General features: G+C 68.4%; 17 protein-coding genes. 10 read left to right on the top strand and 7 right to left on the bottom strand.

The window, feature by feature from the left end; all coding sequences use genetic code 11:
* Window positions 1–16 precede the first annotated feature (16 nt).
* From ACSQ2F_RS11360 to ACSQ2F_RS11350, 3 genes are read right to left on the bottom strand one after another with little or no spacing between them, the layout of a single operon-like run.
* Window positions 17–1,510 carry an HlyD family type I secretion periplasmic adaptor subunit gene (locus ACSQ2F_RS11360; protein WP_436022791.1) on the bottom strand — a complete coding sequence of 498 codons (1,494 nt, stop codon included), beginning with the start codon at window positions 1,508–1,510 and terminating at the stop codon, window positions 17–19.
* Window positions 1,507–3,744: a type I secretion system permease/ATPase gene (locus ACSQ2F_RS11355; RefSeq protein ID WP_436022789.1), complete on the bottom strand. Its 2,238-nt coding sequence runs from the start codon at window positions 3,742–3,744 to the stop codon at window positions 1,507–1,509. Before ACSQ2F_RS11355 ends, ACSQ2F_RS11360 begins: the two co-directional genes overlap by 4 nt.
* Window positions 3,745–3,760: 16 nt before the next feature.
* Window positions 3,761–4,306, bottom strand: coding sequence for an NUDIX hydrolase (locus tag ACSQ2F_RS11350; protein WP_436022787.1), 546 nt, complete (start codon window positions 4,304–4,306; stop codon window positions 3,761–3,763).
* A gap of 79 nt (window positions 4,307–4,385) precedes the next feature.
* On the opposite strand from ACSQ2F_RS11350, the gene ACSQ2F_RS11345 reads away from it, so the two are divergent.
* The 6 genes from ACSQ2F_RS11345 to ACSQ2F_RS11320 all read left to right on the top strand — a co-directional run bounded on the left by ACSQ2F_RS11345 (window position 4,386) and on the right by ACSQ2F_RS11320 (window position 10,730).
* Window positions 4,386–5,093 (top strand): fumarylacetoacetate hydrolase family protein, encoded by a 708-nt coding sequence (locus ACSQ2F_RS11345; RefSeq protein WP_436022785.1) that lies wholly within the window; start codon window positions 4,386–4,388, stop codon window positions 5,091–5,093.
* Window positions 5,094–5,109: 16 nt separating this feature from the next.
* Entirely contained in the window at window positions 5,110–5,748 is a 639-nt protein-coding gene (gene maiA, locus ACSQ2F_RS11340; RefSeq protein ID WP_436022783.1) for a maleylacetoacetate isomerase, read from the top strand.
* Entirely contained in the window at window positions 5,748–6,518 is a 771-nt protein-coding gene (gene pgeF, locus ACSQ2F_RS11335) for a peptidoglycan editing factor PgeF (protein ID WP_436022781.1), read from the top strand. The genes maiA and pgeF overlap by 1 nt, the downstream gene beginning before the upstream one ends.
* A gap of 359 nt (window positions 6,519–6,877) precedes the next feature.
* Complete coding sequence (gene phaC / locus ACSQ2F_RS11330; protein ID WP_436026803.1) at window positions 6,878–8,548, top strand: class I poly(R)-hydroxyalkanoic acid synthase; 1,671 nt, start codon at window positions 6,878–6,880, stop codon at window positions 8,546–8,548.
* A 98-nt stretch (window positions 8,549–8,646) separates the two neighbouring features.
* Window positions 8,647–9,825 (top strand): acetyl-CoA C-acetyltransferase, encoded by a 1,179-nt coding sequence (locus ACSQ2F_RS11325; protein ID WP_436022779.1) that lies wholly within the window; start codon window positions 8,647–8,649, stop codon window positions 9,823–9,825.
* 167 nt (window positions 9,826–9,992) lie between these two features.
* Window positions 9,993–10,730 carry a 3-ketoacyl-ACP reductase gene (locus ACSQ2F_RS11320; RefSeq protein WP_436022777.1) on the top strand — a complete coding sequence of 246 codons (738 nt, stop codon included), beginning with the start codon at window positions 9,993–9,995 and terminating at the stop codon, window positions 10,728–10,730.
* A gap of 259 nt (window positions 10,731–10,989) precedes the next feature.
* On the opposite strand, the gene ACSQ2F_RS11315 is transcribed toward ACSQ2F_RS11320, so the two are convergent.
* Both ACSQ2F_RS11315 and map read right to left on the bottom strand, forming a co-directional pair.
* Window positions 10,990–13,593 carry a [protein-PII] uridylyltransferase gene (locus ACSQ2F_RS11315; protein WP_436022775.1) on the bottom strand — a complete coding sequence of 868 codons (2,604 nt, stop codon included), beginning with the start codon at window positions 13,591–13,593 and terminating at the stop codon, window positions 10,990–10,992.
* A gap of 7 nt (window positions 13,594–13,600) precedes the next feature.
* Complete coding sequence (gene map, locus ACSQ2F_RS11310) at window positions 13,601–14,446, bottom strand: type I methionyl aminopeptidase (RefSeq protein ID WP_436022773.1); 846 nt, start codon at window positions 14,444–14,446, stop codon at window positions 13,601–13,603.
* Between the two features lie 97 nt (window positions 14,447–14,543).
* Between map and purL the strand changes: the two genes are divergently transcribed.
* Together purL and ACSQ2F_RS11300 are read left to right on the top strand one after the other, a co-directional pair.
* Window positions 14,544–18,533 carry a phosphoribosylformylglycinamidine synthase gene (gene purL / locus ACSQ2F_RS11305; protein ID WP_436022771.1) on the top strand — a complete coding sequence of 1,330 codons (3,990 nt, stop codon included), beginning with the start codon at window positions 14,544–14,546 and terminating at the stop codon, window positions 18,531–18,533.
* A gap of 209 nt (window positions 18,534–18,742) precedes the next feature.
* Window positions 18,743–19,336 carry a serine O-acetyltransferase gene (locus ACSQ2F_RS11300; protein WP_436022769.1) on the top strand — a complete coding sequence of 198 codons (594 nt, stop codon included), beginning with the start codon at window positions 18,743–18,745 and terminating at the stop codon, window positions 19,334–19,336.
* Window positions 19,337–19,456: 120 nt separating this feature from the next.
* On the opposite strand, the gene ACSQ2F_RS11295 is transcribed toward ACSQ2F_RS11300, so the two are convergent.
* Window positions 19,457–20,377 carry a LysR family transcriptional regulator gene (locus ACSQ2F_RS11295; protein WP_436022767.1) on the bottom strand — a complete coding sequence of 307 codons (921 nt, stop codon included), beginning with the start codon at window positions 20,375–20,377 and terminating at the stop codon, window positions 19,457–19,459.
* A gap of 305 nt (window positions 20,378–20,682) precedes the next feature.
* Here ACSQ2F_RS11295 and ACSQ2F_RS11290 point away from each other — a divergent pair, with 305 nt between their 5' ends.
* Together ACSQ2F_RS11290 and ACSQ2F_RS11285 are read left to right on the top strand one after the other, a co-directional pair.
* A complete protein-coding gene (locus tag ACSQ2F_RS11290; RefSeq protein ID WP_436026802.1) occupies window positions 20,683–21,519 on the top strand; it encodes an MBL fold metallo-hydrolase in 837 nt (278 codons plus the stop codon).
* Window positions 21,520–21,938: 419 nt separating this feature from the next.
* Window positions 21,939–22,562 carry a hypothetical protein gene (locus tag ACSQ2F_RS11285; RefSeq protein ID WP_436022765.1) on the top strand — a complete coding sequence of 208 codons (624 nt, stop codon included), beginning with the start codon at window positions 21,939–21,941 and terminating at the stop codon, window positions 22,560–22,562.
* Between the two features lie 16 nt (window positions 22,563–22,578).
* Here ACSQ2F_RS11285 and ACSQ2F_RS11280 read toward each other — a convergent pair whose 3' ends face one another.
* A complete protein-coding gene (locus ACSQ2F_RS11280) occupies window positions 22,579–22,851 on the bottom strand; it encodes a hypothetical protein (protein ID WP_436022763.1) in 273 nt (90 codons plus the stop codon).
* Window positions 22,852–22,876: the final 25 nt, after the last annotated feature.

Raw genomic sequence — 22,876 nt, 5'->3', positions numbered from 1 at the left:
ATAGGCGCGCCGCGGCTCAGCGTTCGCGCAGCGCGTAGGCTTTGGCCTTGAGGACCGGCTTGAGCAGGTAGGACAGCACGGTCTTCTCGCCGGTGAGGATGTCCACCTCGGCGGTCATGCCCGGGATGATGGGCAGTTTCTCGCTGAAATTGGCGCGCTGGGTGCGCACGCGCACCAGGTAGAACGCATTGCCCCGCTCGTCGACGACGGTGTCCGGGCTGATGTTCTCCACCTTGGCGTCGAGGCCGCCGTAGATGGAGAAGTCGTACGCGGTGAACTTGACGAGGGCTGCCTGATCCGGCCGGATGAAGGCGATGTCCTTGGGCGCGATGCGCGCCTCGAGGACGAGTTCATCGTCCAGCGGGACGATCTCGACGATGTCCTTGCCGGGCGTGACGACGCCGCCCACGGTGTTGGCGAACAGCCGCTGGACTCGGCCGCGCACCGGCGAGCGCACCTGCGACTTGTCGACCTTGTCGGTCAGCGCGACGGCGCCTTCATTCAGGGCGTTGAGCTTGCCGAGCACCTCGGCCAGTTCCTTGCGCGCTTCGTTGCGGAACTGGATCTCGGTTTCCTGGCTCTTGCGTTGCGCCTCGCCGATGGACGCCTGGACCCGGGCGATCTGGGCACTCGCCTGCTCGGACTCACCTCGCGACCGGGAGATGTCGCGTTCGAGCCGAAGGATTTCCACTTCCGACACGGCGCCGCTGGCCAGCAGCGGCCGCGTCTTGGCCAGCTCCTGCTGGCCGAGTTCCAGCGATCGCTCGGCCGACAACTTGCGCGACCGCATTTCGGCGAGCTCCTGCTGCCGCTGCTGCAGCTGCTGCGCATTGATGGACAGCAGCGTGGACAGTTCCGAACGGCGCGCCTCGTAGAGTTGGCGTTCGCCCAGGACGATGCGCTCCTGCTCGGGATCGCCGGCAGCGTCCGGCGGTTGGAAGGCGGCGTCTTCGGCGAGCGCCCTCAACCGCGCCATGCGCGCTCGCAAGGCGAACACCTGCGCATCGCTTTCGCGCACCCCCGAGGTGGCGCGCGTCTCGTCGATCTTGAGCAGCAGCTGCCGGGCTTCGACGACCTGGCCCTCCTGGACGAGAATCTCGGTGACGACGCCGCCATCGAGCGCCTGCAGCACCTGCAGCTGGCGCGAGGGCACCACCTTGGCCTCGCCGCGGGTCACTTCGTCGACCTTGGCGAGCGCCGCCCACAGCAGGAGCAGCAGCACGATGACGGCGGCCGCGCGCACGATGGCCTGGGCACGATGGGTGGCCCGGCGGGACATCAGGCCGTCGGCCTCCCGCTCGAAGCTGGTGAAGCCCGCCTGGGCGGCCTGCTCGCCGCTGCCGGCGGGCGGGCCGAACAGGCGCAGGGTGACGGGCTCGAGAAACAGGCGGATGCGCTCCAGCGGGCGCAGCACGGCCAGGCCCGCACGCCGCAACAAGCCGTAGGTTCGGCCCTCGGGTGCGTCGTCGGGGCCCGGGGTCGGCGTGGGGTCGGTGGGCGTCATGTTCATGCGGCGCGCGCGATGCGCCCGGTGGACAGTGCTTCCATGATGCGGTCGCGGGGACCGTCGGCGACGATCTTGCCGCCGTCGATGACGATCACGCGGTTGACCATCGACAGCAGCGAGGTGCGGTGCGTGACGAGCACCACCGTCTTGCCCTCCGCAAATTTGGTGATCTGCTGGGTGATCTGGGCTTCGGTGGAGAAGTCCATCGCGCTCGTGGGCTCGTCGAGCAGCAGGATGGGGGCGTTGTGCAGCACCGCGCGGGCGAGGCCGATGCCCTGGCGCTGGCCGCCCGAGAGCGACTCGCCGCGCTCGCCCACCGGCATGTCGAAGCCGCGCGGATGGCGGTTGATGAAGCCGGTCATGCCGGCCAGTTCGGCGGCGGCGACGATGGCACTGTCGTCCGCGTACGGCAGGCCGAAGGTGATGTTGTCGCGCAAGGTGCCGTAGAACAGCGTGACATCCTGGGACACATAGCCGAGGTTGCGGCGCACGTCGGCGGGGTCGAGTTGCCGCAGGTCGATGCCGTCCAGCAGGACGGCGCCTTCGGTCGGCTGGTAGAGGCCCATGATCAGCCGCTCGATGGTCGACTTGCCGGAGCCGACGCGCCCGATGAGCGCGATCCGCTCGCCGGCCGCCACCTTGAAGCTCAGGCCGTCGAGGGCGCTGTCCTGGCGCCCGGGGTAGGAGAACTTGACGTTGCGGAACTCGATGTCACCCCGCAGCTGCGGGCGCTGGATGAAGTTCTCGCCGGCTGGCCGTTCGACGGGCCGGTCCATGATCTTGTTGAGCGACTCCATGGCAGTGCGGGCGCCCTGGTACTGCATCAGCAAGCCGACGATCTGGCCGGCCGGCCCGAGCGCGCGCCCGGCGAGCATCGAGCCGGCGATGAGGGCGCCCATCGTGAGTTCGCGCAGGCCGATCAGGTGAACGCCGATGATGACCACCGACACCGTGACCGCCTGGGTCAGCCAGCCGGTGCCATAGCTGGCGGTCGACGACAGGGCGCGCATCCTGACGTTCGTACGTGCGAGAAAGAGGTTGGCCCGCTCCCAGCGTCCCTGGATGACCCCCTCGGCGCCGAGCGACTTGATGGTCTCGATGCCCGTCAGGCTCTCGATGAGGGTGGCGTTGCGCTGGGCGGAGGCCTGGTAGGTGGTCTGGGAGAGGTCGTGCAGCCGGTGCTGCAGGACGTAGCCCATGACGAGGATGATGGTGAAGGCCACGATGACCGGCAGGGCCAGCCACGGGGAGATCCAGGCGAGCACCAGCACGAAGAGCAGCGCGAAGGGCAGGTCGATCAATGCCGTGACCGTGCCCGAGGCGATGAAGTCGCGCACCTGCTCGAAGCCGCGCAGGTTGGAGGCGAAGGAGCCCACCGACTCGGGCCGGTTCTCGAGCCGCATGCCGAGCACCCGCTCCATGAGGCGGGCGGAGATCTGCACATCGATCCGGGCGCTGGCCTCGTCGACGAAGCGGCTGCGCAGCAGACGCATGAAGAGGTCGCCGCACATGATGAGCAGCACGCCGATGGACAGGGTCCAGAGTGTCTCGATGGCGTTGTTGGGCACCACCCGGTCATAGACGTTCATGGTGAACATCGGGAAGGCCAGGGCGAAGAGGTTCACCAGCAAGGCGGCCCACAGCACGTCGCGGTAGACGAAGCGCTGCTCCAGGATCGCGCCCCAGAACCAGTGCCGGCGCCGCACGGCGCGCACCTCGGGCGTGCGGGCATCGAAGCGGAAATGGGGCCGGACGAAGAGCACGACGCCGGTGTAGCGCTCGGCCAGCTCGTCACGCCCGATGCCGACCGAACCCTGGCCGGTCTCGGGCAGCAGCACGCGGGCTTCGCTGCGATCGGCGTTCCAGCTCAGCAGGACGCAGGCCTTGCTGTCCTTGAGGACGAGGATGGCGGGGAGGGCGGCGGCGTCGATCTGGTCGAGGGCCAGCCGCTGCAGCTTCGTCGACATGCCGGCCCGCGCCGCGGCACGCTCGGCCAATTCCAGCGTCAGGCGGCCCTTGCCGCTGGTGCCGAGCGGCAGCCCGGCGGACAGGGACGCACGCGAGGCGGCCTGGCCGCCCAGCCGACACACCTCGACCAGGCAGTCGAGGAGCGGGTCCGGATGGATCAGGTCCTCGCGCAGGCGCTGGGTGGCGGCATCCGCCGTGACGGGCGGCGCGGCGGCGGCGGACTGGGCCGCGGCGGGTGGGGGAGGGGTCGGGTTGCCGGGTGCGGACATCGTTGAAGCCTAATGCTCAACGAATATCGGCACAAAGCAAACCGTATTGACCCCGACGTCGGTCGGCGAAGAAGTGCTCGAGCGTCTGGCGGACGGTGCGGAAGGCGAGTTCGTCCCACGGCACCTCATGTTCGGCGAAGAGCTGGGCCTCGATGGTCTCGGGTCCGGGGGCGAAGTCGGTGTCGAGCAGGCGCGCCCGGTAGAAGAAGTGGACCTGGCCCACCGACACGACGTTCATGAGCGTGTACAGGCCCTGGAGCTCGACGCGGGCGCCTGCCTCCTCGGTGGTTTCGCGCACCGCGCCTTCTTCCGTGGTCTCGTCGAGCTCCATGAACCCGGCCGGCAGCGTCCATTTGCCGTAGCGCGGCTCGATGTTGCGCCGGCACAGCAGCACCTTGTCTTCCCAGATCGGGAGGGTGCCCACGACGTTGAGCGGGTTCTCGTAGTGGATGGTCAGGCAGGCGGTGCAGGTGGCACGTTCGAGCGAGTCGTCCGCGGGGACCTTGTAGGTCGTGGGCGACCCGCAGGCCTTGCAATGCTTGATGCTGCGGTACTGGAACATCGGGCCAGTTTAGCGCCGCACACGACGCCCCGGCGGCGTGGCATCATCGGCGACATTCCTGTCGTCCCCGAGAAATCCCATGAGCCACGTGTTGACCGCGCCGCCCATTGCCACCGTTCCTGTCGCGGGGACCGACCCCGACGCCACGTTCCCCGTCCACCGCATCTACTGCGTGGGCCGCAACTACGTGGACCACCAGATCGAGATGGGCGGCAGTGGCCGCGAGGAGCCGTTCTTCTTCATGAAGCCGGCCGATGCCGTGTTGCCGGTGCGCGAGGGTGAGACCGGGCGCATGCACTACCCCAGCCTGACGAGCGACCTGCACCACGAGGTGGAGCTGGTCGTGGCGATCGGCAAGGGCGGCCGCGACATCCCGGCCGAGTCGGCGCTGGCGCACGTCTGGGGCTACGCGGTGGGCATCGACATGACCCGGCGCGACCTGCAGGCCGAGGCCAAGAAACTGGGGCGGCCCTGGTGCACCTCCAAGGGCTTCGATGAGTCCGCGCCCATCGGTGCGATCCGCCCCGCCGCCGAGTGCTACCTGAACGCGGCCACCGTCATCTCCCTCGACGTCAACAACGCCAAGCGCCAGCACAGCGTCATCGGCAAGCTGATCTGGAGCGTGCCCGAGATCATCGCCAAGGTGTCTGCGGCCTGGACGCTGCAGCCGGGTGACCTGATCTTCACCGGAACACCCGAGGGCGTGGCCAAGGTGGGCATCGGTGACACGCTCGCCGCCCGCATCGACGGCGTGGGCAGCCTGCGGGTGCAGCTCGTCGAACGCTGAGCCCGGGCGCACCGCCGTGCAGCTCTACAACTACTTCCGGTCGTCGGCCTCCTTCCGCGTGCGCATCGCGCTGGCGCTCAAGGGCCTCGACTACGAGTACGTGCCAGTGCACCTGGTCCGCAACGAGCAGCTGGCGCCCCCCTTCAGCGACATGACACCGGCGCGTCTGGTGCCGCTGCTGAAGGATGGCGATGCGACGCTCGTGCAGTCGCTTGCCATCATCGAATACCTCGACGAGACCCATCCCGAGCCGCCGCTGCTGCCGGCCGATCCGCTGGCCCGGGCCAGGGTGCGGGCACTCGCGCTCGATGTGGCGTGCGAGATCCACCCGCTGAACAATCTGCGGGTGCTGCGCTACCTGACGCGCGAACTGAAGGTCGAGGAGTCGGCGAAGGATGCCTGGTATCGCCACTGGGTGGAGGACGGCCTGGCGGCCGTCGAGGCCCAGTTGACGAACCATGCCGCCACCGGGCGCTTCTGCCATGGCGAGCGGCCGACGGTCGCTGACATCTGCCTCGTGCCGCAGGTGTTCAACGCGCAGCGGATGAACTGCCGGCTGGACCACGTGCCCACGGTGATGCGCATCGTGGAGGCCTGCATGGCGCTCGACGCCTTTGCTCGCGCGCAGCCTTCCGCCTGCCCGGACGCCGCCTGATGCACCCCGACTGGCTGCGCCCGGATTGGACGGTCGATGGCGTGGGCGGACTGATGTCCACCCGGGCCGGCGGGCAGAGCACGCCGCCCTTCGATCGTCTCAACCTCGGCACGGGCGTCGGTGACGATCCGGCCGTGGTGGCGCGCAACCGCGCCATCTTTCGCGCGGCGACCGAGGGGGCGGCCCCGGTGTTCCTCAAGCAGGTGCACGGCACGCGCGTCGTGCGGCTCGCCCATTCCCATGCTGCCTCCGACGCCACGCCGGAGGAAGCGGACGCCAGCGTCACCACCGAGCCAGGACTGGCCTGTACGGTGCTGGTCGCCGACTGCCTGCCGGTGCTCTTCGCCGCCCCCGGCGGGCGGGCGGTGGGGGCGGCGCATGCCGGGTGGCGCGGCCTGAAGGCCGGTGTTCTTGAAGCCACCCTGCGGGAAGTGTGCGCCGCCGGCGTCTGTGCGCCTGAGGAAGTGGCCGTCTGGCTGGGCGCATGCATCGGGCCGCGACGGTTCGAGGTGGGCCCCGACGTGCTCGAGGCGTTCGGGGCAGCGGGCGATACCGCCGTGGCCGCCTGCTTCGCTCCCGTGCGGCCGGGCAAGTGGCTGGCCGACCTGCCGCGACTGGCACGTGGCCGCCTGGCCGCGGCCGGCGTGAGCCAGGTCAGTGGCGGCGACTGGTGCACCGTCGAGGACACCTCACGGTTCTTCTCGTTCCGGCGGGACGGCGTCACCGGCCGGATGGCCGCGGCCGTCTGGATCACCCGCAGCGGCGGCTGAGGCATCAGCCTCGCGGCGGGCCCGCCGGCGCGCGGGCGTTGCCATCACGTAGAGCACGAGCGACAGCGGCAGCGCGCCGTACAGCAGGAAAGTGAAGAAGGCGCCCAGCACGGTGCCGTTCGGACTGGTCGCTTCCGCGACCGTCATCATCAGTACGACATACATCCAGGCGATCGCTACGAGGTACATGGTGTTTCACGGCGTGACATTTGAGGCGAGAATGGCGGGGCAGTTGTCGCCCGGGGAATGCAGTACGCCCGCCGTCCGAGTGTCCATCAAGGAGAGCTGTGAACCACCGCGCTTCCCCCGATTCCCAGATCGCCGAGGCCCTCGGCGCCTTCGGCAGCACCGCGGCCGACATGCTGAAGGCCGCGTCAGGCCTCAGTGTGCCACCCGCGGTCCTCGGTGCCTTGCAGTCGGAGTACCTCCAGCAGGCCAGCGCGCTGTGGAACCGTGCGGTGAACCCCGGTTCAGGCGCAACCTCCGGCGCCGAGGCTGCGCCCGGCCGAGGCCCTGCGGCGGCCCCGGCCCCGCTCGCCGACCGCCGCTTCGCCGCGCCGGAGTGGCAGGCCGACCCGATGGCCTCCTTCACGGCCCAGTTGTACCTGCTCAATGCGCGCACGCTGGGGCGCCTGGCCGACAGCGTCGAGGGGGACGACAAGTTGCGGCAGCGGCTGCGTTTCGCGGTGCAGCAGTGGGTGGCCGCGGCAGCGCCGAGCAACTTTCTCGCGAGCAACCCCGAAGCCCTGAAGAAGGCCGTCGAAAGCCGGGGTGACAGCCTCGGGCAGGGGCTTTCCCATCTGCTGCAGGACCTGCGGCAGGGCCACATGTCGCAGACCGACGAAAGCCTGTTCGAGGTGGGCCGCAACGTGGCGACCACCGAAGGCAGCATCGTCTTCGAAAACGAGTTGTTCCAGCTCATCGAGTACAAGCCGCAGACGGCCAAGGTGTACAGCCGGCCCTTGCTGATGGTGCCGCCCTGCATCAACAAGTACTACATCCTTGACCTGCAGCCGACCAACTCGCTGATCCGCTATGCAGTCGAGCAAGGCCACCGGGTGTTCGTCGTCAGTTGGCGCAACGCCGACGCCGACATGGCACACCTCACGTGGGACGACTACATCGCCGAGGGGGCCATCCGCGCGATCGACGTGGTCCAGGAGATCACCGACGCCAAGACCATCAACACCCTCGGGTTCTGCGTGGGTGGCACCATCCTCGGGACGGCGCTGGCCGTGCTGGCGCGGCAGGGCCGCAAGCCGGCGGAGAGCCTCACGCTGTTGACCACCTTTCTCGACTTCACCAACACCGGCGTACTCGACCTCTTCATCGACGAGGCGATGGTGCGCCTGCGCGAACTCACCATCGGGGCGGACAGCCCGTCCGGCGGCGGGTTGCTCAAGGGTCAGGAACTCGCCAGCACCTTCAGTGCCCTGCGGCCGAACGACCTGGTGTGGAACTACGTGGTCGGCAACTACCTGAAGGGCGAGACCCCGCCGGCCTTCGACCTGCTGTACTGGAACAGCGACAGCACCAACCTGCCCGGCCCCATGTACTGCTGGTACCTGCGGCACACCTACCTCGAGAACAACCTGGTCAAGCCCGGGCGCGTGACGGTGTGCGGGGAGCCGGTCGATCTCGGCCTGATCGACGTGCCCGCCTACGTGTATGGCTCCCGCGAGGATCACATCGTTCCCTGGGACGCCGCGTTCCGCAACGTGGCGGCCTTGCGCGGCAACAAGGGGCAGTCCCGCTTCGTGCTCGGCGCCTCCGGTCACATCGCAGGTGTGATCAACCCCCCGGCCAGCAAGAAGCGCAGCCACTGGATCGGTCCGGCCGGCAAGGTGCCTGCCAGTCACGAGGAGTGGCTGGCCGGCGCGACCGAGCACCCAGGCAGCTGGTGGACGGACTGGTCTGCCTGGCTCGGGCGGCACGGCGGGCCCCAGGTGCCCGCACCCAAGAAGCCCGGATCCACCAAGTACCGCGCCATCGAACCGGCGCCCGGACGCTATGTCAAGCAGAAAGCCTGACATCTTGACGCGCCGGGCACGGAAGCCGACATTGCCCGCATGGCGTCCCGCTTCGCCTGCTCCACCCGATTTCTTCCTTCCCCTCTGGAGAGACTCCCATGACTGACATCGTCATCGTCGCCGCCGCCCGCACCGCCGTGGGCAAGTTCGGTGGCTCCCTGGCCAAGACGGCCGCCCCGGACCTTGGCGCGGCGGTGGTCGTGGACCTGCTTCGCCGCGCCAAGCTGGCCGGCGACCAGATCAACGAGGTGATCCTCGGCCAGGTGTTGACCGCCGGCTCGGGCCAGAACCCCGCCCGCCAGACGGTCATCAAGAGCGGCCTGCCGCAGAGCGTGCCGGCCATGACCATCAACGCCGTGTGCGGCTCGGGCTTGAAGGCGGTGATGCTGGCCGCCCAGGCCATCCGCGACGGCGACTCCGAGATCGTCATCGCCGGCGGCCAGGAGAACATGAGCCTGGCGCCTCACGTGCTGCCGAACTCGCGCGACGGCCAGCGCATGGGCGACTGGAAGCTGGTCGACACCATGATCACCGACGGCTTGTGGGACGTCTACAACCAGTACCACATGGGCATCACCGCCGAGAACGTGGCCAAGAAGCATGGCATCAGCCGCGAAGTGCAGGACGCCTTCGCCCTGGCGTCGCAGCAGAAGGCCGTGGCCGCGCAGGAGGCGGGCCGGTTCAAGGACGAGATCGTCCCGGTGAGCATTCCGCAGAAGAAGGGCGACCCGGTCGTCTTTGATGCGGACGAGTTCATCAACCGCAAGAGCACCGCCGAGGCGCTGGCCGGCCTGCGCCCCGCTTTCGACAAGGCGGGCGGCGTGACGGCAGGCAACGCATCCGGCATCAACGATGGCGCTGCGGGCGTCGTGGTCATGACGGCCAAGCGGGCGGACCAGCTGGGGCTCACGCCCCTGGCCCGCATTGCGAGCTACGCCACCGTGGCGCTCGACCCGTCGATCATGGGCATGGGCCCGGTGCCGGCTTCCCAGAAGGCGCTGCAGCGCGCCGGCTGGAAGGCGACCGATCTCGACCTCCTCGAGATCAACGAGGCCTTCGCCGCACAGGCGTGCGCGGTCAACAACGAAATGGGCTGGGACACCAGCAAGGTCAACGTGAACGGCGGCGCCATCGCCATCGGTCACCCGATTGGTGCATCGGGCGCGCGCATCCTGGTCACGCTGCTGCACGAGATGCAGCGCCGCAGCGCCAAGAAGGGCATCGCCAGCCTGTGCATCGGAGGTGGCATGGGCGTTGCGTTGACCGTCGAGCGCTGAGCGGCGAGCCGCCGGCGCGTCAATGCCGACTGAGCGTGCTCAGTCGGTCGGGAGATTCGGGGTTCGCACGGGCCGGTTCCGAGGGGGAACCCGGTTGACCGGTGCGGGCCACCGGGGGAGGCTGGAGACCCTGGTCATCCCCATTCACTGATCACAAGGAGAGGTTAATGACCCAGAAGATTGCATACGTCACCGGCGGCATGGGTGGCATCGGGACCTCGTTGTGCCAGCGGCTGCACAAGGACGGTTTCAAGGTGATCGCAGGCTGCGGTCCGAGCCGTGATTTCAAGAAGTGGCTGGACGAGCAGAAGGCGATGGGCTTCACCTTCTACGCCTCCGTCGGCAACGTGGGCGACTGGGACTCCACGGTGGCGGCCTTCCAGAAGGCCAAGGCCGAGCATGGGCCGATCGACGTGCTGGTGAACAACGCCGGCATCACCCGCGACGGCATGTTCCGCAAGATGAGCCGCGCCGATTGGGACGCCGTCATCGAAACCAACCTGACGAGCCTGTTCAACGTCACCAAGCAGGTGATCGAGGACATGCTGGAGCGGGGCTGGGGCCGCATCATCAACATCAGCTCGGTCAACGGCGAGAAGGGTCAGTTCGGGCAGACGAACTACTCCGCAGCCAAGGCGGGCATGCACGGCTTCACGATGGCGCTGGCCCAGGAAGTGGCCAACAAGGGCGTGACGGTCAACACCGTGAGCCCCGGCTACATCGCCACCGACATGGTGAAGTCCATTCGCCAGGACGTGCTCGACAAGATCGTCGCGGGCATTCCGGTCAAGCGCCTCGGAACGCCGGAGGACATCGCCTCCATCGTGGCCTGGGTGGCATCGGATGAGTCCGGTTTCGCAACCGGCGCCGACTTCTCGGTGAACGGCGGCCTGCACATGGGCTGAGGGGCCGTGCCGGCGTTCGCGCGGCTTTGCTGGCGAGCGACCGTCGTGCACCGGGAACCTGGCTCCGGCCAAGGGTCGTCCTTGAACCCGGCTTCTTGCCGGGGGCTCTCCGTGAACCCGGGGCGCCCATCCTCGAACCCGGCTTCCGCCGGGTTTTCTCATGGGGACAGGGCTTTTGAGAAGGCCGCATGGCGATCTGCCTTTCGGGGCAGGTGCGGATGCGATTCCGCCCCGCGCAAGCTGGCGTTGCCTGCCGGGCTCAGGCGCTGATGGCGTCCAGCAGCTCGGTTTCGATCGCGATCTGCGCGCGGTTCTGCGCCAGGGTCGGCCCGTCGATCAGGAAGACGTCTTCCACCCGCTCGCCCAGCGTGACGATCTTGGCGAGCTGCAGGTTGATGTGGTGGCGCGCCAGCACCCGGGCGATGCAGAACAGCAGGCCGGAGCGGTCGCTGGTGGACACGCCCAGGATCCAGCGCTGGGCGCGTTCGTCCGGCCGCAGCGTGACCCGGGGTGTGACGGGGAACGATTTGACGCGCCGTGAGAGGCGACCCCGGTTCGGCTCGGGCAGCGGGCCGGTTTCCTTGAGCGCCAGCGTCGCCTGGGTTTCCACGAGGGAGATCAGGTCGCGGTAATGCTGGTCGAGCTGCGGGCTGATGACCTGGAAGGTGTCCAGTGCGTAGCCTGCGCGAGTGGTGTGGATCTTCGCCTCGAGAATGTTGAAACCTGCGCCGTCGAAGTAGCCGCAGATGCGTGCGAAGAGGTCAGGGCGGTCGGGTGCGTAGACCAGCACTTGCAGGCCCTCGCCGAGCGACGACAAGCGCGCCCTGACCACCGGCTCGCTGCCGTTCACGTGCCGGAAGAGCGACCTGGCATGCCAGGCGATGTCGGCCGCATCATGGCGAGCGAAGTAGCTGAGTTCGAGCGTCTCCCACAGCGGCCGCTCGGTGTCGGGCAGCATGGAGTACAGGTTGAGCATGTGCCGCGCTTCCTGCTTGCGCGCCTCGATCTCGGCATCGACGTTCGGCCGTGCGCCGCCCAGCGCCCGCAACGCGAGGCGGTACAGGTCTTCCAGCAGCTTGCCTTTCCAGGCGTTCCAGACCTTGGGACTCGTGCCCCGGATGTCCGCGACGGTCAGCAGGTAGAGCGCGGTCAGGCGCCGCTCGGTTCCCACACGGCGGGCGAAGGCCTCGATGACTTCCGGGTCGCTCAGGTCTTCCTTCTGGGCGATGCGGGACATGGTGAGGTGCCCGGCCACGAGGAATTCCACCAGCGCGGTGTCTTCCTTGTCGATCCAGTGGTCACGGCAGAAGCGGCGCACCTCGGTCGCACCGAGTTCGGAGTGATCGCCGCCGCGGCCCTTGGCCACGTCATGGAACAAGGCGGCCACGTACAGCAGCCACGGCTTGTCGAAGGTGGACGCCAGCTGTGAGCAGAACGGGTATTCGTGCGTGTGCTCGGCGATGAAGAAGCGCCGCATGTTCCGCAGCACCATGAGGATGTGCTGGTCCACCGTGTAGACGTGGAACAGGTCGTGCTGCATCTGGCCGACGATGCGGCGGAACACCCAGAGGTACCGCCCCAGCACGCTGGTCTGGTTCATCAACCGGAAGGCGTGCGTCTGGCCCTCCGGGGCCGACAGGATGCGCATGAACATCGCGCGGTTCGCCGGGTCCCGACGGAAGCTGCTGTTCATCACCTCACGCGCGTTGTAGAGCGCGCGCAGGGTACGTGCCGACAGGCCTTCGAGGCCGGGGGTCTGCTGGAAGACGAGGAAGGTCTCGAGGATGGCGTGCGGTTCGCGCTCGTACAGGTCGTCGCTGGCCACCTCGAGCATGCCGCCGCGGTCGAGGAAGTGGTCGTTGATGGGCTGCATCGGCGCATCCTGCGAACCGTTCACCTGTTCCTCGATGTTGAGCATCAGGATCTGGTTCAGCTGCGTGACGGCTTTGGCGGCCCAGTAATAGCGGCGCATCAGCACTTCGGAGACACGCTGGCCCTGCGTGGGCGCGTAGCCGAAGCTCTCGGCCACGGCGGTCTGCAGGTCGAAGACGAGCCGGTCCTCGCGGCGGCCGGCAACGAGGTGCAGCCGCGCCCGGATGAGTCGCAGCAGGCCTTCGTTGCGCTGCAGCTGCTTCACCTCGAACGGGGTGATGAGTCCCTTGGTGGCCAGCTCGGTCCAGCTCTTGCCGAGACCCGCCGCACGGGCGACCCAGATCAGCGTCTGCAGGTCGCGTAGCCCGCCCGGGCTTTCCTTGCAGTTCGGCTCCAGGGAGTACGGCGTGTCTTCGTACTTCTGGTGGCGCTGGCGCATCTCGAGCGTCTTGGCGCGCAGGAAGGCCCGTGGGTCCATCGCGTCGAGGTTGGCCCGGCGAAACGTGCTGAAGACGCGCTTGGCGCCGCACAGGTAACGGGATTCCAGCAGGGCCGTCTGGACGGTGACGTCGGACTGGCTCTCGGCAATGCACTCGTCCACCGTGCGCACGCTCGACCCGATCTCGAGCCCGATGTCCCAGCAGGCGGTGATGAAGCCTTCGATGGCCGAGCGCAGGGCGTCGTTGCCGCAGGCGTCGGGGCCGGGCAGCAGGACGAGGACGTCGATGTCGGAGTACGGGAAAAGCTCGCCCCGGCCGTAGCCGCCGACGGCCACCAGGGCGGCCCCGGGCGGCATCATGGCGTGCGTCCACAGGTCGCTCAGCAGACCGTCGACATGGCGGCTCAGTGCTTTCAGCAGGCGCGTCGCGTGGGAGGACGTCGCCCGGCTTTCGCGAAACTCCTGCAGCAGGCGCGTCTTGCCCTCCCGGAAGCGGGCGCGCAAGCCGGCGATGCCGGTGGCCGGACTGACGGCTTCCGCCACGGCCGACATGGGAGCGTCAGCCCACGGTCGCGACGGCCGCGGACTGGGTGACGAAGTCCGGGGGCGGGGGGCTGCCGGCCGACAGGGTGAGCACCTCGTAGCCCGTGTCGGTGACGAGGATCGTGTGCTCCCACTGTGCCGACAGCGAACGGTCTTTCGTGACGATGGTCCAGCCGTCGTAGGGGCGGTTGCCCTTGCGGTCGTCCTTGATGTCGCGCCGGCCGAGGTTGATCATGGGCTCGATCGTGAAGATCATGCCCGGGACCAGTTCCTCGAGCGTGCCCGGGCGGCCGTAGTGCAGCACCTGCGGCTCCTCGTGGAACTTCTGGCCCACGCCATGGCCGCAGAACTCGCGCACCACGGTGTAGCCGGCGTTCTCGGCGAAGGTCTGGATGGCATGCCCGATGTCGCCCAGCCGGGCGCCGGGCTTGACCTTGACGATGCCTTTCCACATGGCCTCGTAGGTGACGCTGCACAGCCGGCTGGCGGCGATGGAGCACTTGCCCACCAGGAACATGCGGCTGTTGTCGCCGTGCCAGCCGTCCTTGATGGTGGTGACATCGATGTTGATGATGTCGCCGTGCTTGAGCGGGATGTCGTTCGGGATGCCGTGGCAGACCACCTCGTTCACCGAGGTGCACAACGATGCGGGGTAGGGCGGATGTCCCGGCGGCTGGTAGTTCAGCGTGGCAGGCACGGTGCCCTGCACGTTGACCATGTAGTCATGGGCGAGCTGGTCGATCTGGCGCGTGGTGATGCCCGGCACGATGTGCGGGGTCAGCATGTCCAGGACTTCCGAGGCCAGCCGGCAGGCGGTGCGCATGCCGGCGATCCCGGCGGCGTCTTTGATCACGATGCTCATGCTCGGAATTATCTCATCGACCCCGTAAAATCACTGATTCACCGGCCGGGAGCCATCGGCGCCCACCCGGATTTCCCACGTAACCAGCCCCTCCAGCGTGACTTCTACCCCCAAGCATCTGCTGCATTTCGAAGGCGGCAACGCCTTGTCGGCCTTCCGCGCCCAGGCCCTGCTGCCCCGGCTGCAGGCGGTGTCCTCCCGGATCACGGGCGTTGCGGCCCGTCATGTGCACTGGGTGTGGAGCGAGGCGCCGCTGGCCGAGCCCGCCCGGCACACGCTCCAGGAACTCCTTCGCTACGGAGACGCCTACACCGGTCCCGACGAGGGCGCCCTGGTGGTGGTGGCACCTCGGCTGGGGACGGTGTCGCCCTGGGCCTCCAAGGCGACCGACATCGCGCACAACTGCGGTCTGGCCATCAAGCGGGTGGAGCGGGTGACCGAGTTCCGGCTCAGCCTCAAGGGCGGCCTGCTGGGTGGGGTCAAGCCGCTTGCGGCGGAAGAGTTGCAGGCGGCCGCCGCACTGCTGCACGACCGCATGACCGAAAGCGTGCTGCTGGCCCGCGACGACGCAGCCCACCTGTTCGACGAACAGGCCGGCCGCCCCATGGCCCACGTGGACGTGCTGGGCCAGGGTCGCGTCGCATTGGTCAGCGCGAACCGGGAATTCGGCCTGGCCTTGTCGGACGATGAGATCGACTACCTGGTCGACGCCTTCACCGGGCTGAAGCGCAACCCGACCGACGTCGAACTCATGATGTTCGCCCAGGCCAACAGCGAGCACTGTCGGCACAAGATCTTCAATGCGGCCTTCACCATCGACGGCGAGCCGCAGGAACGCTCGATGTTCCAGATGATCCGCAACACCCACCAGCTGGCGCCCCAGCACACCGTCATCGCCTACAGCGACAACGCCTCGGTGATGGAGGGCGGGTCGGTGGAGCGCTGGCTGCCCGGTGAAGACGGCCGCTATGGCGCGCGCGAGGACACCGTGCACGTCCTGATGAAGGTCGAGACGCACAACCACCCGACCGCCATCTCGCCCTTCCCGGGCGCGTCCACCGGCGCGGGCGGGGAAATCCGTGACGAAGGCGCCACCGGCCGCGGTTCGCGCCCGAAGTCCGGCCTGACCGGCTTCAGCGTCTCCAACCTGCACCTGCCCGGCACGGACGAACCCTGGGAGCAGGATCCCGTGGGCAAGCCCGAGCACATCGCCAGCCCGCTGCAGATCATGATCGACGGCCCGCTCGGCGGCGCCGCCTTCAACAACGAATTCGGCCGGTCCAATCTGGGCGGCTATTTCCGCGTCTACGAACAGACCGTGGGCCAGGGCGCCGACGCCGTTCGCCGCGGGTATCACAAGCCCATCATGATCGCGGGCGGCCTGGGCCAGATCTCCGCCTCGCAGACGCGCAAGGTGCAGTTCCCCGCCGGCACGCTGCTGATCCAGCTCGGCGGCCCGGGCATGCGCATCGGCATGGGCGGAAGCGCCGCGAGTTCGATGGCGGCCGGCGCAAACGCGGCCGAACTCGACTTCGACTCCGTGCAGCGCGGGAACCCCGAGATCCAGCGCCGCGCCCAGGAGGTCATCAACCACTGCTGGTCGCTCGGTACGGACAACCCGATCCTCGCCATCCACGACGTGGGCGCTGGGGGCATCTCGAACGCCTTTCCCGAGCTGGTGGATGGTGCGGGCCTTGGCGCGCGCTTCGACCTGCGCCAGGTGCCGCTCGAGGAGTCGGGGCTGGCTCCGAAGGAAATCTGGTGCAACGAGAGCCAGGAACGCTACGTCATGGCGGTGTCGCCCGAGGCCCTGCCGGTCTTCCAGGCGTTCTGCGAACGTGAACGCTGCCCCTTCGCGGTGGTGGGCGTGACCACCGCCGAACCGGAGCTCGTGCTGGAGGACGGGCCTGGCGGCGAGCAGGCCATCCACATGCCCATGGAGGTGTTGCTCGGCAAGCCGCCGAAGATGCACCGCGACGTGAAGCGGGTGTCCCGCCAGTTCGCCGCCGTCGACCTGACCGACGTTTCGCTCGACAAGGTGGCCTTCGACGTGCTCCGGCACCCCACGGTGGCGAGCAAGCGATTCCTGATCACCATCGGCGACCGCACGGTGGGTGGCCTCAACAGTCGCGACCAGATGGTCGGCCCCTGGCAGGTGCCGGTGGCCGACTGCGCCGTGACCCTGGCCGACTACGCCGGCTTCCAGGGCGAGGCGATGAGCATGGGCGAGCGCACACCGCTGGCCGCACTCGATGCCCCCGCATCGGGTCGCATGGCGGTGGCCGAAGCCATCACCAACCTCCTGGCCGCCCCGATCGACCTGCCGCGGGTCAAGCTCAGCTGCAACTGGATGGCCGCCTGCGGCGAGGCCGGCGAAGACGCTGCACTCTACGAGACGGTCCGCGCCGTGGGCATGGAGCTGTGCCCGGCGCTCGGCATCAGCGTGCCCGTGGGCAAGGACAGCCTCTCCATGCGCACCCGCTGGAGCCACGACGGCGAGACGCGCCAGGTCACGGCTCCGGTGAGCCTGGTCGTCACGGCCTTCGCGACGCTGGCCGACGTGCGGCCTACCCTGACCCCCGAACTGCAAGCCGGCGACACCACGCTGGTGCTCATCGACCTGGGAGAGGGCCGCAACCGCCTGGGCGGCTCCATGCTGGCCCAGGTGCTCAACCAGTTCGGTGACCGCGTGCCGGACCTCGACGACCCCGCGCAACTCAAGGCACTGGTCGCTGCAGTGAACGCGCTGCGGGCGCAAGGCCGCGTGCTGGCGTACCACGACCGCAGTGACGGCGGGCTGTGGGCGGCGGCCTGCGAGATGGCGTTCGCGGGGCACCGGGGCATCAGCCTCAACGTCGACATGCTCGTGACCGAAGGCGACGGCATCAACGACAGCCGTGCCGAATACGGTGACTCCAAGAACTGGGCGACCCAGGTGGGCGCACGCCGCAACGAGCTCACCTTGCGGGCGCTCTTCAACGAGGAGCTGGGCGTGGTGCTGCAGGTGCCCACCGCCGTGCGCAACGAGGTGATGCAAACCCTGCGGGAACACGGCCTGAGCAAGCACAGTCACTTCATCGGCAAGACCAACGAGCGCGGGCTGGTGGAAGTGTGGCGCGACGCGAAGGCGGTGTTCAGCGCGCCGCTGGCCGAGTTGCACCAGGCGTGGGATGACGTGAGCTGGCGCATTGCCCGGTTGCGCGACAACCCGAGCTGTGCCGATGCCGAGCATGCGGCAGCCGGCCGTGCCGAGGACCCCGGGCTGCACCTGCACCTGAGCTTCGATCCTCGGGAGGACGTGGCCGCGCCGTACCTCCATCTCGCGCGGCCCCGCATGGCCATCCTGCGCGAGCAGGGCGTGAACAGCCATGTCGAGATGAGCTACGCCATGGCGAAGGCCGGCTTCGACACGTTCGACGTGCACATGAGCGACCTGCAGTCGGGCCGCGCAGTGCTCTCGAACTTCCAGGGGTTCGTCGCCTGTGGCGGGTTCAGCTACGGCGACACGCTCGGCGCGGGCGAAGGCTGGGCCCGTTCGGTCATGTTCAACCCTTCACTGGCCGAACAGTTCGAGGCCTTCTTCAAGCGCCAGGACACCCTCGCGCTGGGCGTGTGCAACGGCTGCCAGATGCTGGCGGCCCTGTCACCCATCATTCCGGGCGCGGAGCACTGGCCCAAGTTCACCCGCAACCGCAGCGAGCAGTTCGAGGCGCGCCTGAGTCTGGTCGAGGTGCTGGAGAGTCCGTCGGTGTTCTTCACCGGCATGGCCGGAAGCCGGATGCCGATCGCGGTCGCTCACGGCGAAGGTTATGCCGACTTCTCCCAGCGCGGCGATGCCACGCGCGTCCAGCGGGCCATGCGTTTCGTCGACCACCACGGGGCACCGACCGAGGCCTACCCGTTCAACCCGAACGGCAGTCCCGAAGGACTCACTGCGGTTACGACGCCGGACGGGCGCTTCACCGCGTTGATGCCGCACCCCGAGCGCGTGTTCCGCAACGTGCAGATGAGCTGGACCTCGGGTGACCGGTCGGCGCCGAGCCCGTGGTCGCGCCTCTTCGCCAACGCGCGTCGCTGGGTGGGTTGAGCCCGCTTGGGTGAGCCCCGCCGAGTCCCCCAAGCGGTTCGGGACTCGGCCCGCGCAGGCATGGCGCCGCGGTCCGATGCCGCGCGCCTCGAGTGACGCGTTCGTCCGTCGCACTACACTGCTGCGCCATGTGCGTCCGGCCACCCGTGTCCGGGATGCCGGCCGCAAGTCGCCGGCGGCTGCAGTCGTCGCGTCCACGAGGGAGACCCATGAGATTCAGTGAGTACAAGTACCTGGTGATGTCAGACCTGTATCGGATCACCGGAAAAGCCGACGCGCTGACCCTCATCCGCTACCTGCTGGTGGGCGAAGCGTTCAAGTACAGCTTCTGGATGCGGACTTGCGGCTACACCAAGCGCCACCGCCTGCTGAAGTTCGCCCTGTTTCCGCTCTGTCGGTTCAGGCTCGGCCAACTCATCTACAAGTTCGGCATCTCGATTCCCTCGGGCACCCGCATCGGCAGTGGGTTCTACATCGGCCACTTTGGCGGCATCGTGGTGAACGGGGAGAGCGTGATCGGGAAGAACTGCAACATTTCCCAAGGCGTCACGCTGGGGCAGGCCAATCGCGGACGAAACAAGGGTTGCCCGATCGTGGGCGACAACGTCTACATCGGGCCTGGGGCGAAGCTGGTCGGAGCCGTCCGGATCGGCAACAACGTCGCGATCGGTGCGAACGCGGTCGTCACGCGTGACGTGCCGGACAACGCCGTTGTGGTCGGGATTCCGGCAAGGGTCATTTCCCAGGAAGGATCGGCCGGGTACGTGAACAACACGGACTACGAGGACAAGCTCCGGCGCTGATCGCTCTGAGCGCCGCGAGCGCCGAGGGACCGGGTGGCACCGGCTGGGCTGTCGGTGCGCGCTGACCCGTGCATCCGCCTTCGACGACGATGCCATGCTCGCCGGCGGTCGGCCCGATCGTCAGGGCGCCGAGCCGGAGAGGGCGGCCACCGAGACGAACAGGGCGCGCAACCACTGATGGCCCGCATCCGGTTGGGCCAGAGGATGCCACGCCATCGAAAGGCGGAACGGCGGCACGTCGATGGGCGCCGGCAGGATCTCCAGCATCGCCCCGTAGCGCATCAGCAGCCGCGTGGGGAGCGTTGCCACGCAGTCGGTGTTGGCCAGCACGAGCGCGACCTGGTTGTAGCTCGGGACCGTGACCGCCACGTGGCGCGTGCGCGAGACCGCCGCCAGCAGTTCGTCGATGTGGCTGTTGGACTGCCCGAGCTGCGACACCATCACGTGGGACAGGCTGCAGTACTCGTCGAGCGACGCCGGACGCGGCCCGCGCGGATGGCCGTTGCGCTGGGCCATCTCGAAGCCGTCGCTCATCAGGAACCTCGCCTTCAGCGACGCAGGCACTTTGCCTTGGTCGCCGAGGAACAGGTCGACCTCGCCGCGCTCCATGCGCGCCGCCAGGTCGTCGTCGCTCGTGCCGACGAAGCTCACCCGCAGGCTGGGGTTGCCGAGGGCCATGATGCGGGCGAGGGCAGGCAAGCCGAGGATGGTGAAGACGCTGTCGTTGGCCGCGATGACGAAGGTGCGGCGGGCCGCGGCGGGGTCGAACCCCTCGCTCGGCAGGACGGCCCCGTGCAGGAGCCGAAGCGCCTCGTTGAGCCGCGGCTTGAGCTCCAGCGCGCGGCGTGTGGGTGCCATGCCGCGTCCGCCCTGCGCGGGCACGAGCAGTGGGTCTCCGAACAGCTCGCGGAGCCGGGCCAGCTGCCCCGACATGGCCGGCTGGCTGAGGTTCAAGCGCCTCGCCGCCCGGGTGACGTTCAGTTCCTCGAGCAAGGCGTCGAGTGAAATCAGCAGTGGCAGATCCGAGCGCCTGATATCCATGGACCCCATACCTCGCATTCCCAAATCCGATTAACGGTCAAGCCCACTCGGGACCTATCGTTCAGGCCTCTTCAACAAAGGGCCAGAACGTGATTCCATCTTATTTCCAAGTCGGCGGACCTTCGACGCCTCGTTCCCTTCCGGGCGGGCGGTCCGCAGTCGCGCTCGCGCTCGCAGGTGCGCTGTTGCTGGCCTCGGCATGGCCGGCCACCGCCGGGACGCGCGAAGCATCCGCATCATGCGCAGCATCCGCGCCCGAGGCATCGCAGGCAGCGTTCTACCGGTTCCAGGTGGGCGGGGTCACGGTGGTCGCCTTGTCCGATGGGACTGTGCCGCAAGACCTGCACGCCTTGCTGCGGGATGCTCACAAGGACGACATCGATCACCTGCTTCACCGCGCGTTCCTCAGCAATCCGATCGAGGCCTCCATCAATGCGTACCTCATCGAGTCAGGTTCACGCCTGGCGTTGGTCGACGCCGGGGCAGGGGCCTTCTTCGGCCCGGGGGCGGGTGGCAAGCTGGTGGCCAGCCTGTGCGCCGCCGGCTACCATCCGGACCAGGTCGACGACATTCTCCTTACCCACGTGCACACCGACCACAGCGGTGGCCTGGTCGACGGGAACGGGCGCCCGGTATTCCGTCGCGCCACCGTGCATGTCGGGCAGGCCGACCTCGACTTCTTTCTCGACCCGGCCCATCGCGCTGGCGTCGGTGGCTATGACAAGATCTACTTCGAGCAAGCCCACGTCAGCCTGCAGCCGTACCGCGCGGCCGGCAAGCTGAAGGGTTTTGCCGGAACAACGCCGGTCATCCCGGCCGTCCGGGCCGTGCCGACACCCGGTCACACGCCAGGGCACGCCTTCTTCGTGCTGGAAAGCGAGGGCGCGGCCATCGAGTTCATCGGCGACGTGCTGCATGTGCAAGCGGTGCAGATGGCCCGCCCGGAGGTGACGATCGTCTATGACGTCGAACCGCCGGCGGCGCGGTCCCAGCGTGAGCAGCAGTTCGATCGGCTTGCCCGGCAGCGCCGGATGGTCGCCGGAGCGCACTTGCCATTCCCGGGCATCGGGCACCTGCGGCGCGAGTCGGCGGGGTTCAGTTTCGTCCCGACGGACTACCGGTACCGGGCCGGCAAGCCCTGAAGGGGCGAGCGTGCGGTTCGGTGCAGCGGAGCGGCTCCGCGCCGAGCCTGCGCAGGCGCAAACGACATGCGGCCGCCGGGAACCGCGCCCCAGAAGTTGGACGTCAATCCAGCGGATGCGGTGTCTTTCATGGTGCGCACAGTGAGCGCTTCAGGCTCTAACTAGCCCGGATTCCTGTCGAGGCCCAGGCCGCCGAAGGGGCGCTCGATGCGAACGGTGGAGAGGTCTCAGGGCTGTTGCGTGCCGGCCGCGCGAATGCCGACTTTTTCCCGGATTTCGCCGACGTGAGAGGGCGGCGAAATCCTGCACCGGCTTTTGCCGGTCGCGCGCTACGCTGGGCGACGAGGGCCCGGGCGGAACGGAAACGGGCCCTCGGGTACAAAGCCAAGGCGGCCACAGCCGCTTGCCGGAGAAACAACATGTTGCCTCTTTCCATGCGCACTCCCTCGCTTTCCCACTCCGTCGCGCCCTTGCTGGCCGGCGTGCTGCTCGCCGGCTGCGGCGTCGCACCACTGGACGCGCAGTGGAAGGACAACAGCCAGCCGGTCGAGTCGCTGCGCGGCGCCACCGTCCTTGTGGTCTGCGAATCGGATGAGCCCGTGGTGCGGCAGATGTGCCAGGACCGCGTCGCCACCGAGCTGCGAACGCTCGGCGCCAACACGGCCGTGATCCCCACCTCCGCGGAGCGCACCGCACAGCGTGCCAGTGACGAGGCGCGCGCCGTCAAGGCGCGGGTGATCTTCACGACCGCCATCACCCCGGATGTACCGCGGTTCGGCGGCGGCTCCGGTGTTTCGGTCGGCATCGGCATGGGCGGCGGTTTCGGCGGACGCGGGTTTGGCGGCTTCGGCGTCTCGGCCCCGATCGGCGGTTCGCGCATCAGCCAGGGCTACGTCGCCAATGCAAGCCTGACCGACGCAGCCACGGGTCGGCTCATGTGGACCGGCAAGGCCAGCACGAGGCAGGCCGACAACCTCGAGTGGCAACTCGACTCGCTGACGAAGGCCGTGGTGAGCGGCGTCCAGCAGGCTGGCTTCTTCTGACCCGCTGCCGAGGCGCTCAGTTCACCGGGGGCAGTGGCTGGTCGGCGTCCTCATCGGTGCGGGCGAGCCACAGGTACGCCGCCGTGTCGGCGGGGAGCGTGCGGTAGGCGGCCGTGCGGCTGAGCGTCGCCGCCAGGTCATCGGCAGGGATGCCGTTCAAGGCAGGGTCGACGTCGGCGAGCGTTCGAGCGCATAACAGGCGCCACACGAGGGTCTCGGGCGAATCGCTGGCCGGATCGGAGGCGAGCGGCGCGGCAAGATCGATGAGGTCGTCGGAAGGCGTGTTCATGGACGGCTCCGTGGTGGCGGCTGCG

The organism is Rhizobacter sp. LjRoot28 (assembly GCF_964253025.1).
Classification (GTDB): Bacteria; Pseudomonadota; Gammaproteobacteria; order Burkholderiales; family Burkholderiaceae_C; genus Rhizobacter.
Note: the sequence above shows the minus strand (reverse complement) of the source record. Positions and strands in the feature narration are given on the sequence as shown.

Excerpts from the sequence above, each read along its gene's own strand:
- ACSQ2F_RS11320 (WP_436022777.1), top strand. The coding sequence starts at position 9,993 with ATGACCCAGAAGATTGCATACGTCACCGGCGGCATGGGTGGCATCGGG.
- ACSQ2F_RS11315 (WP_436022775.1), bottom strand. The coding sequence starts at position 13,593 with ATGTCGGCCGTGGCGGAAGCCGTCAGTCCGGCCACCGGCATCGCCGGC.
- ACSQ2F_RS11345 (WP_436022785.1), top strand. The coding sequence starts at position 4,386 with ATGAGCCACGTGTTGACCGCGCCGCCCATTGCCACCGTTCCTGTCGCG.
- ACSQ2F_RS11325 (WP_436022779.1), top strand. The coding sequence starts at position 8,647 with ATGACTGACATCGTCATCGTCGCCGCCGCCCGCACCGCCGTGGGCAAG.
- ACSQ2F_RS11355 (WP_436022789.1), bottom strand. The coding sequence starts at position 3,744 with ATGTCCGCACCCGGCAACCCGACCCCTCCCCCACCCGCCGCGGCCCAG.
- ACSQ2F_RS11360 (WP_436022791.1), bottom strand. The coding sequence starts at position 1,510 with ATGAACATGACGCCCACCGACCCCACGCCGACCCCGGGCCCCGACGAC.
- ACSQ2F_RS11300 (WP_436022769.1), top strand. The coding sequence starts at position 18,743 with ATGAGATTCAGTGAGTACAAGTACCTGGTGATGTCAGACCTGTATCGG.
- ACSQ2F_RS11285 (WP_436022765.1), top strand. The coding sequence starts at position 21,939 with ATGTTGCCTCTTTCCATGCGCACTCCCTCGCTTTCCCACTCCGTCGCG.
- map (WP_436022773.1), bottom strand. The coding sequence starts at position 14,446 with ATGAGCATCGTGATCAAAGACGCCGCCGGGATCGCCGGCATGCGCACC.
- phaC (WP_436026803.1), top strand. The coding sequence starts at position 6,878 with ATGCTGAAGGCCGCGTCAGGCCTCAGTGTGCCACCCGCGGTCCTCGGT.
- ACSQ2F_RS11295 (WP_436022767.1), bottom strand. The coding sequence starts at position 20,377 with ATGGATATCAGGCGCTCGGATCTGCCACTGCTGATTTCACTCGACGCC.
- ACSQ2F_RS11280 (WP_436022763.1), bottom strand. The coding sequence starts at position 22,851 with ATGAACACGCCTTCCGACGACCTCATCGATCTTGCCGCGCCGCTCGCC.
- ACSQ2F_RS11350 (WP_436022787.1), bottom strand. The coding sequence starts at position 4,306 with ATGTTCCAGTACCGCAGCATCAAGCATTGCAAGGCCTGCGGGTCGCCC.
- pgeF (WP_436022781.1), top strand. The coding sequence starts at position 5,748 with ATGCACCCCGACTGGCTGCGCCCGGATTGGACGGTCGATGGCGTGGGC.